Consider the following 15,373-nt stretch of genomic DNA (forward strand, 5'->3'; position numbering starts at 1 on the left):
ACGTCGCTAATGCGAGTGCACCGCCATTACTGGTCAGCTTAGTTGAGGCTGTACAGAATGCGAGTAACAGTGTGTGTTAATGAGATACCAATCACTCTGATTTGTAGACATGCACATCCCGCTGTGGGAACGGAATGGTGATGCCCTCGGCATCGAAGGCCTTCTTCACTTTTTCGTGCATGTCCCAGTAGTACGGCCACAGGTCGTCGGTGGCGACCCAGGGCCGGAACATCAGGTTAACAGAGTTATCACCAAGGCTGCCCACGCAAATACGCGGTGCGGGGTCCTGAAGTGAGCGTTCGTCTTCGTCAAACAGGCGCTTGAGGATGGCCTTGGCCTTGTCGATATCGTCGTCGTAGTGAATGCCGAAGGTCATGTCGCAGCGGCGTTTGTCATAGATGCTGACGTTCACCAGGGTGGCATTGGAAAGGCTACCGTTGGGGATGACAATGCGGCGGTTATCGAAGGTGTTCACCACTGTGTAAAGAATCTGAATCTCCGCGACAGCGCCCAGGTAGCCCTGGGCTTCGATGGTGTCACCGACCTTGAATGGCTTGAAGATCAGGATCAGTACGCCACCGGCAAAGTTGGCCAGGCTGCCCTGGAGCGCGAGGCCGATGGCCAGGCCAGCAGCACCGATAACAGCGATGAAGGACGTCGTCGCGATGCCGATCATCGACGCGACGGAAATTAGCAGCATCACCTTGAATATGGCGCTTATCAGGCCACACAGGAATTTGTTGAGTGTCGGGTCTTTCGCGCCCAGTTTTTTATCGAGAACGCTGATAAAACGATTGATCAGCCAGAGGCCGAGTACCAGCGTGATGATGGCCAGAACGACCTTCGGGGCGTAGGTCATGATCAACGAGAGTGCCTGGTCCCATAGCTCTGAGGCATTGATGTTGGTTCCCAGAAGATCTTCCATTCAGTGACTCCTTGTTCGGTAGTAGTGGCTTATTGCTTGAAATCTGACAGGGACAACGGCTGTCCAATAGAAATTTGCCTGCGTTTTGTTATAGCAGAGGTTTGTGGCAAACGTACAACATGCGTGTCCGGATTGCGTGGAAGCGTTATACGTTGTAAATCAACGACTGGCCCACCCGATGATGGTTTCTGGCCCACCCTTTACAACAACACGCCCTTCCTTCTGACTGAGCTGGTAGTCATACATAGGGTCGTAGTAGTCCTGCAACAGTGCCTTGATCCATTCATGGTGCGTACCGGTCTCCCCGGTTCGGTGCTGGTGGTCGAGGGCATTCTCCATCATCTGCCGCAGCCGGCTATGGCGCTCACCGCCGAGGCGTTTTCGAATTCTGTCGAGGGCGCTGAGAAGGTAGTCGCGAAAGTTGAGCCAGCCTGCTTCTGTGCCGTCGCGTTCCACGTAGTCGGCCGTCATCTGGTCAACATAGTCTTCGCGGATGATTCTTACTCGCTCCTCGATCGGTTGATCCAGCACCATCAGGGGTGCTGCTGCCATTCGGTTCCTGAGGCTTTCCGGCAGGGCGCATCGGCCCACCAGTCTGCTTTCATCTTCCAGGTACACCGGCCCGCCGATGTGATGATGGGCTTTGAGCATGGCAACGGCCAGTCGGTTTTCGAAATCAATCTGTGACGGTTGGGGCGTTACCTGACGACCGAAGCTGGAGCCACGATGGTTTGCCAGCCCTTCAAGGTCAACAGGATTGGGCAATTGATTCAGCACGCGGGTTTTGCCGGTGCCGGTGCGGCCGCTGAGAATAATGAACTCGGACGATGCTGTGAGGGCTTCCAGGCTGTCGATCAGGAAGCGACGCATGGCTTTGTAGCCACCCTGAATGAGTGGAAACTCGATGCCAGAGTCTTTGATCCACTGCTGGGTCAGTCGCGAACGCAGGCCACCGCGAAAGCAGAACAGGTAGCCGTCCGGGTTTGTGGCGGTAAATCGCTTCCAGGCTTCGATGCGTTGCGCTTTTAAGTCCCCGGAAACCAGTTGGTGGCCCAGTTCAATGGCCTTGTCCTGACCTTTTTCCTTGTAGCAGATACCGACCCTGTGGCGTTCCTCGTCGTTCATCAGGGGCGCATTGATAGCGTTCGGGAAGCTGCCCTTACTGAACTCGATCGGTGCCCTTACGTCCATGAGCGGAACGTCGTTCAGGAACAGGGAGAGATAGTCACTGGTATCAGGTCTGGACGGCATGGCAGGTTTTGGGTTCGTACGGGAAATGAGGCAGCAGTATAACGAACATGCTGGTTTTTTGCTCGCCTGCGGGTGTGCCACCGCGCCGCTGCCGCTACAATGCGTGCCTTGCCATGCCTGTGTTCCGGAGTAACCATGACCCCCGACATTCTAGATCAGCATCTTGGGAAAACCCTCAGCCGGGGGCAGGTTGCCGTTACAGCCCCTGCGGGTTGCCCCGACATCTTCCTCTACCTGTTCGACCCAGGGGTACTGGAAGGCCCGCTAAGCCACGAAGAGGCGCAGGCGGTGGTTGCTGAGCCGGCGTACTGGTCGTTTTGTTGGGCCAGTGGACAGGTATTGGCGGCCTATATCCTCGCACATCCACATCTGGTGAAAGGCAAAAAGGTGTTGGATTTTGGATCCGGTTCCGGGGTGGTGGCCATCGCTGCCGCAATGGCCGGGGCGAGGGAGGCCATCGCCTGCGATATTGACCAGGCTGCACTGGATGCGGCAGCGGCGAACGCCAGATTAAATGGCGTGTCAGTGACCCTGAGCGCCGACTGGGCAACGCGGCCGAGCGATGTGGACGTTGTGACCGCGGCGGACGTGTTGTATGACCCGGAAAATCGCCCGCTGCTGTCCGAGTTCAGGCGAGCCGCGCCTTTGGTGATACTCGCGGATTCTCGCTTGCGGAACCTGGGTGACGACCACTACCGGCAGCGGGAAGTGATCGAAGGTCGCACCTGGCCAGACCTGAATGAGTTTGAGGAGTTTAATCGGGTGCGGGTGTACCTGGCAGGCCAGAGCTCGATGACCTGAGAGCGGGCGAAAAAAAGGGCAACCTTTCGGTTACCCTTTTTCGGAACAGGTGTCGCGTCCCTGCGCTGTTGGCAACTACCCTGTTGCCGGTTTCCCTTGCCAGTCCCTGGTGCCGGCGTCCGAGCCGGCGATCCGAATAGGTCTCCCTTAAGCGAGCCGTCCCTGTGTCCCTGCTTCTCCCTGCATCCAATTGCCGGGGTGCATCCAGTGCGTCGTCCATTTCCCTGTCATCCTTGATGTGATCACTATACCAATCGCAGTTTTACAAACATGTGAACTGTGCACGCTAATACCACCATGCTAGCAGAGATCTTATTATAAGTTCTTTAATATCAGTTAATTGAAATGTCGGCGGGTGTGCCTGTCGGGGAAACCTACGCTATGTCGCAGCAAGATCCTACGAGTTTGTAGGATATATCTCACACAGATCCGGGTTGATATCTCAACTTCAGTGCGTGGTGTTTTATTGACGGCTGTTGGCGTGAGCAATGGACTGGTTGTCTTGCTTGTGTGGCCTTATAAAACCGGGACATGGCAGTAACCCGATAGCAATGCCTGCAGCGTCGGCGAGAATATCGGCAATGGCAAAGGTCCGGTAGGGCAACTGGGCCTGGACAAGCTCAATGCCAATCCCGAACGCCAGCAGGCCGATGACAATCCACGGTTTCCCCAAGTTCGGCCAGGCCAGCCGGGTAACCACCGCCAACTGCAAGAATGCCAGCAGGTGATTGACCTTGTCACTGGCTGCCGAGGGAATCGGGTAGGGTTGGCTGGTGGTTGCAAGGTAAATGATGGCGGCGGCCGAAAGAACCAGCATTGCCCGCCAAAAAGGCTGATGATCGAGCAGCATCAGAATGCGTTGCCTCAGGAATGCCATGGTCACCGTCGGGCTGTGGTGGAGTTTGCAACATGATATGCTTTGCGCCCCGTCACTGTCATCGAAGCTGAGGTGCTGCGAGGTATGTTGAAAGGTAATTTTTTCCGCGGCCTGGGTTACCTTGGAGAAGGGTTCCGGCTGATACGACAGCCTGGACTGAGATTGTTCGTTGTTATCCCCCTGGTTATTAACATTCTGTTATTCGGCCTGCTGTTCTACTTTCTGGCTGAACTCTTTGCAGCGATGATTGCCACCGCCATGAGCTGGTTACCGGATTGGGCGTGGCTACAAAGCCTCGACTGGTTGTTCTGGATTCTCTACGGCGCCGTCATCCTGTTGATGTTGGCTTACGGGTTCGTGATCCTGGCGAACCTCATCGGCTCGCCCTTCTACGGTTACCTCGCGGAGCTGACGGAAAAGCACCTGACCGGTCAGGAGGTGAGCACCGATGACGGCTGGAGCCAGATCATACGGGACATTCCCCGCTCTCTCTGGCGGGAGGTGCAGAAAATCCTCTACTACCTGCCCAGGGCCATTGGCCTTTTCATCATCGGTGTTATCCCGGTGGTCAATCTGGTGGCGGCCGTGCTGTGGTTCGTCTTCAATTGCTGGATGATGTCGCTGCAGTACGTGGACTACCCGGCGGACAACCATCGGGTCAGTTTCCCGGCCTTGCGGCGGCTACTGGGTGACACTCGCCTGTCGGCCCTCGGGTTTGGCCTGCCGGTGGCATTGGCGGCCATGGTGCCGGTGCTGAACCTGGTGGTGGTGCCTGCCGCGGTTTGTGGTGCCACCGCCTATTGGGTGCGTGAGAACGGTCCCTCGAACACAGACGTATAAAGCAGTTACGGTGATTTAAATCTGTCGGAGGTTTCTTGGATACATCGGAATTTGTAATTGGTCAGCGCTGGGTCAGCCACAGCGATACCGCGCTCGGCCTTGGTATTGTCACGGACATCTCAGGCCGCCGTGTAACGCTGGGTTTCCCTGCGGCCGATGAGGAGCGCACCTACGCCATCGACAATGCTCCGCTGTCGAGGATCATCTACCAGATTGGCGAGGCTATCGAAACCTTCGATGGCGAACGTTACATCGTGAGGGCCGTGGAGGATATCGGCGGTGTGCTGATGTACCACGCCGATGACGGCGGAGAGAACCTGATCCATGTTTCCGAGGTGAAACTCAGCAGTTCCGTGGACTTTTCCGCCCCTCACCAACGGCTGTTTGCCGGCCAGTTTGATCGCAATGGTGCGTTTCGCCTGCGGATGGCCACCGCGCAACACCTTGACCGGCTACGTGCATCCTCGGCTCAGGGCCTGATCGGTGCGCGCACGCAGCACTTGCCACACCAGATTTACATTGCCCACGAAGTGGCAACACGTTACGCCCCCCGGGTTCTGCTGGCGGACGAAGTGGGGTTGGGCAAAACCATTGAGGCCGGCCTGATTCTTCACTATCAGCTGCACACCAGTCGTGCCCGTCGGGTGCTTATCGTGGTGCCGGATTCATTGATGCATCAGTGGTTGGTGGAAATGCTGCGGCGGTTCAACCTGCGATTCTCGATCATTGATCGCAGCCGGTATGAGGCCATGGAGGATCTGGAGGGGTTGTCGGAAGAGGATGACGACCTGACCGATGCCGATGAAAACCCGTTTGAGAGTGAACAGCTTGCACTGTGCAGCCTGGATTTCCTGATGACCAGCGAACAGGCCCAGGCGGATGCCATTGCCGCCGGTTGGGACCTGATGGTGGTGGATGAGGCCCATCACCTGGCCTGGAGCCCGGAGGTGGCGAGCCCTGAATATCGGCTGATTGAGCAGCTTTCAGAAGCCAGCAATGGCTTGTTGCTGTTGACCGCAACCCCGGAGCAGGTGGGGGTGGCCAGCCACTTCGCTCGCTTGCGGTTACTGGACCCGGCACGCTTTCACGATCTGGAGACTTTCCGGGAAGAGGAAAAGCAGTACGAAGTGATCAATGGGGTGGTTTCCCATATCCGAGAGCAAGGCATAACCGCTGTCTCCGACACGGATCGGAAAGCTCTCGAGGGCTGGCTGGGTGATGAGCTGGAAGGTTTGATGGCGTCCCAGGAGCCGGCACAGGCCGTGGTTGATGCATTGCTGGACCGTCACGGTACCGGTCGCGTGCTGTTCCGGAACACCCGCACCGCCATCAAGGGGTTCCCGGAGCGCCATCCGCTACCGGTTGCGTTACCCTGCCCGGAACTCTACCAGCAGGGAGACGTTTGTCAGGTGGTAGCCGGGTTAACGCCCGAAACGGCCGTGGACGAAGAACAATGGCTGGCGGAAGATCCCCGTGTCGCCTGGCTGGAGAAGACCCTGACCGGCCTGAAGCCGGCCAAGGTGGTGGTGATCTGTGCCCACGCCTCGACTGCCATGGCTCTGGAGCACTACCTGCAACTGCGTGCCGGTATCCGCAGCGCTGCTTTTCATGAACATCTGAGCCTGATCGAGCGGGATCGCGCCGCAGCTTACTTCGCTGATACTGAACAGGGCGCCCAGGCACTGATCTGCTCGGAAATCGGCAGTGAGGGGCGCAATTTCCAGTTCGCCCATCACCTGATCCTGTTTGATCTGCCCGCCAACCCGGACTTGCTGGAACAGCGCATCGGCCGGCTCGACCGGATTGGCCAGACCGACACCATCGACATCCATATCCCCTACCTGCAGGGAACGGCCCAGGAGGTCCAGTACCGTTGGTTTGAGGACGGCGTGAACGCGTTCAATGAAAGTTGCTCTGTGGGTGTCGCTGTCCACGATCATGTGGCCGTGCAGTGGCAGGCCGTCATTGATGGTGCGACGGACGACCTGCCGGCGCTGGTGGATGCTTCGCGGGCCGAGGCCGAGCGCCTGCGTACGTTGCTGCGCAACGGTCGCGACGCGCTCATCGAGCTTAACTCCTGCCGTCCGGACGTGGCGGAGGCGTTGATCAGCCAGATCGAATCCGAGGAAGAATCCGCCCAGGTTCGTGACTATATGATCGAGGCCTGCGATATCCTCGGCGTTGAGGTCGAGGATCATTCCGAGCATGCCGACGTGCTGAGGCCGGGCGAGCAATACCAGGCCGGACACGTGACCGAGCTGCCGGAAGACGGCCTGACCGTTACCTGGAGTCGTCAGCAGGCTCTTGAGCGCGAAGACATGGCCTTCATGAGTTGGGAGCATCCGCTGGTGACCGGCATCATGGAATCGGTCACCAGTTCCGGGCTGGGTAAGGCGGCTTTGGCCAGTATGACGGTCAAGGCGCTGCCACCCGGCACTCTGTTGCTGGAGGCCCTGTATACCGTGCATTGCCCGGCGCCTGAATCGCTGCAGTTGTCCCGGTACCTGCCGGTCTCGCCGTTGAGGCTGCTGGTGGATGTGAACGGGCGTGACTTGTCGGCAACCCTGCCTCATGACCGGCTCAACGACATGTGCTCGAACATCCGCAGGCGCACCGCTCAGGCCATCGTGCCGCAGATTCGCCCGCAGGTGGAAACCATGGTCGATCATGCCGAACGCCTTTCCGAGCCGCACCTGGAGCCCCTGAGAGCATCGGCCCTGGCCCAGGTCAGAGACGTGTTCGGCCCGGAAATCCAGCGTCTTGAGGCGATGAAGAAGGTCAATCCGACCATTCGTGACGACGAAATCGATTTCTTCCGTAAACAGTTGCACGCCGCGGAGACGTTACTGGGGCAGGCCAGCCTGTCCCTGGAAGGCATTCGCGTGATTGTAACTGCCTGATGGTGAACCAGTTGCTGGTCAGGATTCATCTGATCAGGTAGGTTGAACGTAACAGAATGTAGTTTTTGACATTCAAAACCACGGACGACAGAGAGTATCCATGATGACTTTCATACTGTTTCTTGCTGCTGTTACCGGCCTTCTTGTTGTGATGCGCAAGGAATCCGGTGCCAAACCCGCTATCGGGGTGATGGTGGTAACAGGCGTGCTTTCGCTTTTCCTGGCGTCGGGATTGCTCGCGTTCATACTGTTTATCGGCGCCGCCGTTACCGCCGCTGCAGGTCTGCCGGGATTTCGCCGGAGCTGGCTGACCCCGCGGGTATTCGCCATGTTCAAGAAAGTGGCTCCCAAGGTGTCCGATACCGAAAAAGTGGCCCTGGAAGCGGGGACCGTCAGTTGGGATGGCGAGCTGTTTACCGGGCGCCCCGACTGGCACAGCCTGCTGATCAACCGCAACACGGGCCTGTCTGAGAAAGAGCAGGCCTTTGTGGACAACCAGTGCACCCAGGCCATTTCCATGTGTAACGCCTGGGACCTGGCCGTTGAACGTGCTGATCTGCCGGCGGATTTGTGGGAGTTCCTCAAGAAAGAGAAATTCTTCGGCATGATCATTCCCGAGGAATACGGCGGCCTGCACTTCTCCGCCAAGGCCCAGACAGCGGTGTTGCAGAAGCTGGCGGCCAACGAAATGCTGATGGTCACCGTGGGCGTGCCCAACTCCCTCGGCCCTGGTGAGCTACTGGTCAAGTACGGCACCGACGAACAGAAGAACCACTATCTGCCCCGGTTGGCGGATGGTCGCGAAATTCCCTGCTTCGGCTTGACTGGCCCCCGCGCCGGTTCCGACGCCACCTCGCTGCCGGACACTGGTGTGGTCTGCAAGGGCGAGTTCGAGGGCAAGGAAGTGCTGGGCCTGCGTCTCAACTTCGAGAAGCGCTGGATTACCCTGGCGCCGGTTGCGACTGTGGTTGGTCTCGCCTTCCGCATGTTCGACCCCGACGGGCTGCTCGGTGACACCAAGGACTATGGGATTACCTGTGCGCTGATTCCCCGCAATACCAAGGGCATGGAAATCGGCCGCCGGCATTGTCCCATCGGCACGCCATTCATGAACGGCCCCATCAAGGGCACCGACGTGTTCATTCCGCTGGATTACATCATCGGTGGCCAGGAAATGGCCGGGCAGGGCTGGCGCATGCTGGTTGAGTGTCTGTCCGTCGGACGCTGCATCACCTTGCCATCCGGCGCGGCCGGAGCGGCTGCCTACTCCGTGGGCACCGCTGGCGGCTTCACTCGCATCCGTCGCCAGTTCAATACCCCGGTGGCAGACATGGAAGGCGTGCAGGAGCCTCTGGCCCGCATTGCTGCCAAGACCTACATCGCCCAGTCGGCAGTGAACCACACCGCGAACATGATCGACAAAGGCGAAAAACCGGCGGTACCGTCGGCGATTCTCAAGTACCACCTGACCGAATTCCAGCGCGGTGTCCTGACCGACGCTATGGATGTGCATGGTGGTAAGACGGTCACCCTTGGCCCCCGCAACTACCTGGGTATCGGCTTCAGTGGTGCGGCGGTTTCCATCACTGTGGAAGGCGCCAACATCATGACCCGCAGCCTGATGATCTTCGGTCAGGGTGCAATACGCTGTCATCCCTATGTACTGAAGGAACTGGCGGCCAAAGACAACGATGACATCGACGCGTTCGACGATGCCTTTTTCGGCCACGCTGGCCTGATCTTCGGCAACGCTGCTCGTGCGTTCACCCAGGCTCTGGGTATCGGCAAACCCGACGTGCCGTTTGACCACAATGCACGCAAATACGCTCAGGGTGTGGCCCGCTTTAGCGCCGCCTTCGGCCTGTGTGCCGACGCCGCGATGACCACGCTGGGGTCGGAACTGAAAATGCGTGAGCTGATTTCCGCCCGCCTTGGTGATGTGCTGGCCAATCTTTACCTGGCCTCCATGGTGCTCAAGAACTGGCATGAAACCCAGCCGGTTGACGGTGAGCGCGACCTGATGGAGTACAGCATGGCGCTGTTGCTGAACCGAGCGGAAACCGCCATGGAAGAATTCCTCCAGAACCTTCCTAACCGCCCGGTCGCTATGGCCTTGCGTGCCATCACCATGCCCCTCGGCCGTCGTTGGGACCAGCCCCGTGATGATCTGGCCCGCAAACTGGCAAAAGCCATCTCCACCGACAGCCCCGTGCGGGAGAAGCTGTTGGCCGGCGCCTGGACGACGGCTGGCGAAGGCAAGGGTGCGGTTGAGAATCCCATTGCTCAGTACAACTATTTGCTGAAGGATTACGACAAGGCCGAACAGCTGTATCGCAAAGTCACCAAGGCGTATGCCAAGGGCCAGTTGCCGATGGACGCGCTGCATCCGGAAGAACGCTTCGAAGCCGCACTGGAAGCGGACATCTTCACCAAGGAAGAGGCCGAGTTCATGCGCGAGTACGAAGCCGTGGTCCTGGAAATGCTGACCGTCGACGACTTCCCGTTCGACGAGTTTGCCCGTAACAAGGACACGCTGATCGACCACAACCCGGCCTGACAGAGGGTATAGGGGTTTGGATTGAGGATGCCGGATGGCAACATCCGGCAGACACCAAATCATGAGGTAATTTGGGAATGTGGCTATCAATCCTGGCCGTAAGCGCCGGAGCCGTCATCGGTGCTAACCTGAGATGGGCACTGGGCCTTTGGCTCAACAGCAGCTACCACGCCATTCCCTACGGCACCCTCGCCGCCAACCTCTCCGGCGGCTGGCTTGTTGGCCTGCTTATTGGCTATTTCGTTCATGGCACTTCGTTGGCACCGGAGTGGCGCCTGTTTGCCATTACCGGCCTTTGCGGCGCCCTGACCACCTTCTCCACCTTCTCCCTGGAAATGCTTTCCGCTATCCAGGAAGGCAAATGGAGCATGGCCCTGGCTGGAATTCTGGCCCATGTTGTTGGCTCTATCCTCATGACAGCACTGGGAATTTACACCTTCGGGCTGGTCCGGGGATGATGGGTAACACTACGTACGGAATAAATTAAAAATACGCTTGGCAATCCCAAAAACAAAGAGTAGAGTTATTTGCGTAGGAAAGATTCAGTAAAGCTTTCATGAATAAGACGTACCTCCGCAGTTAGTAGTGACCGTCCTGTTTTTGATTCCGCGAATTCTGTATTTCCGTAAACGCTGATCAGGCATCACGACGATGGCCTGGCGGCAAGATAAAATGATTGATTTCAGGAAGTTTAAGTATGTCTACTACTACCGGCACTGTTAAGTTCTTCAACGAAGCAAAAGGCTTTGGCTTTATCACTCGTGAAGGCGGCCCGGACGTATTCGTTCACTACAGCGCAATTCAGGGCAGCGGCTTCAAGACCCTGGCAGAAGGCCAGCAGGTTGAGTTCACCGTTACCCAGGGCCAGAAAGGTCCTCAGGCGGAAAACGTTACTGCTATCTAACGGATAGTAGGGCACCGCCAGAAAGGCAGCCTCGGCTGCCTTTTTTTGTGGGTGGATTTTGTGATTCCCACCCGAATGTGACATCTTTTATCCCCTGCCGTCGGGCGATCGCCCAACCTTAGTTTGCTCAGGGCCTGCTATGTTGAACACCCTCAAAGCTGTCTGGATCCTGTTTTGGGCTGCACTGCTCACGCTGGTCCTGTTCCTGCCTATTGTTATCGCCGCACTTGCCGGCCGCAATGGCAACGCCGCCTTTCACGGCACCCAGGTATACGCCTGGTGCATGCTTAGACTCACCGGAATCCGCCTTGAAGTCAGCGGACGCGAGCACATCGACCCGGCCCAGCGCTACGTTATCCTCAGCAACCATGCGTCCTATTTTGATCCCCCGGCCCTGGTGTTGGCATTGGGGCTGCAATACCGCTGGGTGATCAAGAAAGAGCTGCGTAAGGTGCCACTGTTTGGCCTGGCGCTGGAGACCTCGCGTAACCTTTTCATTGACCGATCAAAAGGCAGTGATGCGCTGGAAAGTATCAAGCGCGGCGTCGCCCAGTTGCCCGAAGGCACCAGCATCCTGATGTTTCCCGAAGGCACCCGATCCTGGGATGGCAAACTGCTGCCCTTCAAGAAAGGCGGGTTCGTCATTGCCCGCGACGGCGAACTACCCGTTCTACCGGTGACGATCCGAGGCTCCCATGACCGACTCCCCAAGGGAACCGCGGTATTCTCGCCAGGTTTGATCGAGATTATTGTTCATCCGCCGGTAGCCACCGCCGGACGTGAGGTGAGGGAAGTTCAGGAAGAAGTGAAGGGCACCATAGAAGGTGCCCTCTGAAGGGCAACGATCAGTCGCCGAAAACGTCTTCGTAGAGCCGCAGGGTGCCCTCCCAGGAACGTTTTGCAGCCTGCTCGTCGTAGGCGATGGGCATATTGAATTCCTCGGCGACCTTATCCGCTCCCGGATTGGTGAACGAGTGCATGACACCGGGAAAACTGACCAGCGTTAGATCGGCCCCGGCATCCTGCATTTCTTTCACCAGACCGGACACCTGATCCGAGGGCACCATCTTGTCCGCACCACCGGTGTAGACGTGAATCCTGGGCTGAACCTTGCCGGCTTCGGCTTTGATGGGGCTGCCCAGCGCGCCGTGATAGCTGACTACGGCATCCAGATCCACACCCAGGCGTGCCATGTTCAGTACCACGGCACCGCCAAAGCAATAACCCTGGGCGGCAATCCTGCTGCCGTCGACACTGTCGTGCTTCGCGAGCAACTCCTTGGCGGCCATGAAGCGAGCCTTGACCTGATCAATATCCTTGGTCGCCTCCTTCATAAAGGCCTGCGCATCTTCGGGATGTTCGGCGAGTTTGCCGGAGCCATACATATCCAGCGCAAACGCCGTGTAGCCGGCGGCTGCCAGCTTTTCCGCCTGCTCACGGGCAAACTCATTGTGCCCCCACCATTCGTGAACCACCAGAACGCCTGGGCGCTTGCCTTCGGCTTCGTCGTCGTAAGCCATGTAGCCGGTAAACGTTTTGCCGTTTACGGTGTACTCCACGGTTTCTGTCTGCATGTCGGCTGTCACCTGTCCACTTGCCAGGGTAAGGGCTACTGCGAGTGAGAGCGGCGCTGCCGCCAGGGCATGCCTGTATCTGTTCATTGGTTCCTGCTCCGTTTGGGTCGATTGCGTGGATTGCTTCGGGTTTTACGCCGAGGCCCATTAAACCGATGCATTCAATTGCTACTGCCGGTGTCAGACCTTTTTACTACACTTTACCCGATGAGACATCGTTTACCCGACGGATTCAAGGGGTCAGGCATGAAGATAGGCGTACCGAAGGAGATCAAGAATCACGAGTACCGGGTGGGAATGACACCGGCGGCGGTCCATGAGCTGTGTGGCCACGGCCACAGTGTTTGCGTTGAGACGAATGCTGGTGCTGCCATCGGCTTCACGGACGATGATTATGTGAAGGCCGGGGCCGAGATTCTGGAAAACGGAACGGCGGTGTTCGAGGCAGCCGACATGGTCGTCAAGGTCAAGGAACCCCAGGCGGAAGAGCGAGCCTTGTTGAAGTCCGGCCAGACCCTCTTTACCTACCTGCACCTTGCGCCGGATCAGGCCCAGACCGATGACCTGGTAGCGTCAGGGGCAACCTGTATTGCCTATGAAACAGTCACCGACAGCCACGGGCGGCTGCCGCTACTGGCCCCTATGTCGGAAGTGGCGGGGCGGATGTCGATTCAGGCTGGTGCCCACTGCCTGGAAAAATCCCTCGGCGGTCGAGGTGTGCTGCTGGGCGGTGTGCCGGGTGTGAGCCCTGCGCGGGTAACTGTGATTGGCGGTGGTGTGGTGGGTCAGAACGCTGTCGCTATGGCCATTGGCCTGGGGGCCCATGTAACGGTCCTCGACCGCAATATGGACGTACTGAGAAATCTTGACCATCTCTATGGCAACCGCATCAGCACGTTGTTCTCAACCGCCGCGACCCTGGAGGAAGCGGTGATCGAGTCGGATCTGGTCATTGGCGGCGTGCTGATTCCCGGAGCGTCCGCACCCAAGCTGGTCACCCGTGATATGGTCAGCCGTATGCCCGAAGGCAGTGTTATCGTGGATGTAGCCATTGATCAGGGCGGTTGTACTGAAACTTCGAAACCCACCACGCACGATGCGCCTACCTACGTTGTGGATGGGGTGGTGCACTACTGTGTCGCCAATATGCCGGGCGCGGTGGCAAGAACCTCCACTCTGGCGCTGAATAATGTAACACTGCCGTTTATCGTCGCCCTGGCCAACAAGGGACCGGAAAGGGCGATGAAGGACGACCCCCATCTGCGCAACGGCCTCAACGTGTTCCAGGGCAAGGTCACTTTCCGCGAGGTGGCGGAATCCACCGGCTATGAATTTGCAGATCCTGACAACCTGCTCTGATAGCAACGTCATTCAAACAAGGAGATTTCATGAAACTGATCGGTTCCACCACTTCCCCCTATGTTCGCCGTATCAGGCTGCTACTGGATGATAGTGACTATGAATTCGTGAACCTCGACATCTATGGTCAGGGCAGGGATGAGCTCCGGCGCAACAACCCGGCGCTGAAGATTCCCATGCTGATCGACGACAATCAGGAGGTGTACGATTCCCGGGTAATTGCCCGCTACCTCAGCGAAAAGCAGGGCATGGTGCCGTTGACCTGGGACCAGGAAAACCAGCTGACGCTGATTGACGCTGCCAACGATTCTGCGGTGATCCTGCTGCTGTCGGCCCGTTCGGGCATCGATACCAACGAAGACCTGATGTTTTTCAACCTCCAGCGTGAACGCATCATGATGACGTTCAGAACCCTGGCGGCCATGGTGGACGATGGCCAATTCGCCCAATGGAACTACCCCGCCATCTGCCTCTATTGTCTGGTGGACTGGATCGAGTTCCGGGACCTGGTGGATTTTGCCGGCATTGAGAGTCTGCTCGGGTTCAGGGATCAGCATCGTGATCAGCCGCTTGTCGCCGCTACTGACCCGAGAAAAGCGTAAGGTTTTGTCGGGAAGTGATTGGCAATAAAAGACAAGGTGGCTTTAACACTTGCGTTTCTAGGCTATAGTTGAGGGTAGCGTGGCCTGATCTTTCCAGGCCCGTGAGGCGTATCCATTCAACCAATAATAAAATTACCTCAAGGGGGTAAAGCCATGCTCCTGAATCACGCATTTGGTCTGTTCACCCATCCCGATGCCGAGTGGGCCGAGATCCGCAAGGAACACGCACCTCCCCGGCGGCTCTATGTTGCCTATGTGCTGTTGCTTGGCGCGATAGCGCCGATCTGTGCCTACATTTCCACGGCTCACATCGGTTGGACGGTGAGCGGTGAGCGCGTCATAAAGCTCACGGAAGTCAGTGCGATACAGCTAAGCGTTCTGACCTATCTGGCCATGCTGGTGGGGGTGTTTGCCCTGGGGTTCGCCATCAACTGGATGGCTCGGACATATGGCGCCCATGAAGAAACCGTTCCTTCCAATGGCATTGCGTTGGCGGCTTATTCCTGTACGCCGCTGTTCCTCGCCGGTTTTGCGTTGCTCTATCCGGTGCCCTGGTTCAATGCCCTGGTCTTCCTGGCGGCGGCCTGTTATGGCGCCTGGCTGATGTACGATGGCCTGCCGATTGTCATGGGCATTCCCAAGGACCAGGCGGTGATGTACGCCGGTGCCCTGTTGACCGTGGCGCTGGTCATTCTGGTGTCAACCCGCGTGGGTTCCGTCATCCTCTGGAACTATGGCCTGGGGCCGGTCTTCGTCGAAGGGTAGCGGCTTTGCCCGGCCTGT

General features: G+C 57.9%; 14 protein-coding genes. 10 read left to right on the plus strand and 4 right to left on the minus strand.

The window, feature by feature from the left end; translation table 11 throughout:
* Nucleotides 1–91 precede the first annotated feature (91 nt).
* Both B2590_RS13420 and mnmH read right to left on the minus strand, forming a co-directional pair.
* A complete protein-coding gene (locus tag B2590_RS13420; RefSeq protein WP_199447962.1) occupies nucleotides 92–925 on the minus strand; it encodes a mechanosensitive ion channel family protein in 834 nt (277 codons plus the stop codon).
* Nucleotides 926–1,084: 159 nt separating this feature from the next.
* A complete protein-coding gene (gene mnmH / locus B2590_RS13425) occupies nucleotides 1,085–2,176 on the minus strand; it encodes a tRNA 2-selenouridine(34) synthase MnmH (protein WP_199447963.1) in 1,092 nt (363 codons plus the stop codon).
* A gap of 135 nt (nucleotides 2,177–2,311) precedes the next feature.
* On the opposite strand from mnmH, the gene B2590_RS13430 reads away from it, so the two are divergent.
* Nucleotides 2,312–2,977: a class I SAM-dependent methyltransferase gene (locus B2590_RS13430; protein WP_199447964.1), complete on the plus strand. Its 666-nt coding sequence runs from the start codon at nucleotides 2,312–2,314 to the stop codon at nucleotides 2,975–2,977.
* A gap of 463 nt (nucleotides 2,978–3,440) precedes the next feature.
* Here the strand turns inward: B2590_RS13430 and B2590_RS13435 are convergent, their stop codons facing one another.
* Nucleotides 3,441–3,854 carry a VanZ family protein gene (locus B2590_RS13435; protein ID WP_199447965.1) on the minus strand — a complete coding sequence of 138 codons (414 nt, stop codon included), beginning with the start codon at nucleotides 3,852–3,854 and terminating at the stop codon, nucleotides 3,441–3,443.
* An 84-nt stretch (nucleotides 3,855–3,938) separates the two neighbouring features.
* Here B2590_RS13435 and cysZ point away from each other — a divergent pair, with 84 nt between their 5' ends.
* From cysZ to B2590_RS13465, 6 genes are all read left to right on the plus strand, one after another.
* On the plus strand, nucleotides 3,939–4,694 hold the full coding sequence (gene cysZ, locus B2590_RS13440) for a sulfate transporter CysZ (protein WP_036211891.1): 756 nt from the start codon (nucleotides 3,939–3,941) through the stop codon (nucleotides 4,692–4,694).
* A gap of 35 nt (nucleotides 4,695–4,729) precedes the next feature.
* Nucleotides 4,730–7,594, plus strand: a complete 2,865-nt coding sequence (rapA, locus tag B2590_RS13445; protein ID WP_278367967.1) for an RNA polymerase-associated protein RapA — start codon at nucleotides 4,730–4,732, stop codon at nucleotides 7,592–7,594.
* Nucleotides 7,595–7,697: 103 nt separating this feature from the next.
* Nucleotides 7,698–10,151 carry an acyl-CoA dehydrogenase gene (locus B2590_RS13450; RefSeq protein ID WP_278368020.1) on the plus strand — a complete coding sequence of 818 codons (2,454 nt, stop codon included), beginning with the start codon at nucleotides 7,698–7,700 and terminating at the stop codon, nucleotides 10,149–10,151.
* A 77-nt stretch (nucleotides 10,152–10,228) separates the two neighbouring features.
* Nucleotides 10,229–10,609: a fluoride efflux transporter CrcB gene (gene crcB / locus B2590_RS13455; protein WP_036210736.1), complete on the plus strand. Its 381-nt coding sequence runs from the start codon at nucleotides 10,229–10,231 to the stop codon at nucleotides 10,607–10,609.
* Between the two features lie 239 nt (nucleotides 10,610–10,848).
* On the plus strand, nucleotides 10,849–11,055 hold the full coding sequence (locus B2590_RS13460; protein ID WP_007154967.1) for a cold-shock protein: 207 nt from the start codon (nucleotides 10,849–10,851) through the stop codon (nucleotides 11,053–11,055).
* 139 nt (nucleotides 11,056–11,194) lie between these two features.
* Nucleotides 11,195–11,890: a lysophospholipid acyltransferase family protein gene (locus tag B2590_RS13465; protein ID WP_127401923.1), complete on the plus strand. Its 696-nt coding sequence runs from the start codon at nucleotides 11,195–11,197 to the stop codon at nucleotides 11,888–11,890.
* A 10-nt stretch (nucleotides 11,891–11,900) separates the two neighbouring features.
* Here the strand turns inward: B2590_RS13465 and B2590_RS13470 are convergent, their stop codons facing one another.
* Nucleotides 11,901–12,716 (minus strand): dienelactone hydrolase family protein, encoded by an 816-nt coding sequence (locus B2590_RS13470; protein ID WP_085678667.1) that lies wholly within the window; start codon nucleotides 12,714–12,716, stop codon nucleotides 11,901–11,903.
* A gap of 159 nt (nucleotides 12,717–12,875) precedes the next feature.
* Between B2590_RS13470 and ald the strand changes: the two genes are divergently transcribed.
* The 3 genes from ald (at nucleotide 12,876) to B2590_RS13485 (ending at nucleotide 15,355) form a co-directional block, all read left to right on the plus strand.
* A complete protein-coding gene (ald, locus tag B2590_RS13475; RefSeq protein ID WP_041332494.1) occupies nucleotides 12,876–13,988 on the plus strand; it encodes an alanine dehydrogenase in 1,113 nt (370 codons plus the stop codon).
* Between the two features lie 29 nt (nucleotides 13,989–14,017).
* Nucleotides 14,018–14,590, plus strand: a complete 573-nt coding sequence (locus B2590_RS13480; RefSeq protein ID WP_036210748.1) for a glutathione S-transferase family protein — start codon at nucleotides 14,018–14,020, stop codon at nucleotides 14,588–14,590.
* A gap of 153 nt (nucleotides 14,591–14,743) precedes the next feature.
* Nucleotides 14,744–15,355, plus strand: coding sequence for a Yip1 family protein (locus B2590_RS13485; protein ID WP_036210751.1), 612 nt, complete (start codon nucleotides 14,744–14,746; stop codon nucleotides 15,353–15,355).
* The last annotated feature ends 18 nt before the right edge of the window (nucleotides 15,356–15,373 follow it).

This window comes from Marinobacter sp. UBA3604 (assembly GCF_002375325.1).
GTDB classification, from domain to species: Bacteria; Pseudomonadota; Gammaproteobacteria; order Pseudomonadales; family Oleiphilaceae; genus Marinobacter; species Marinobacter salarius.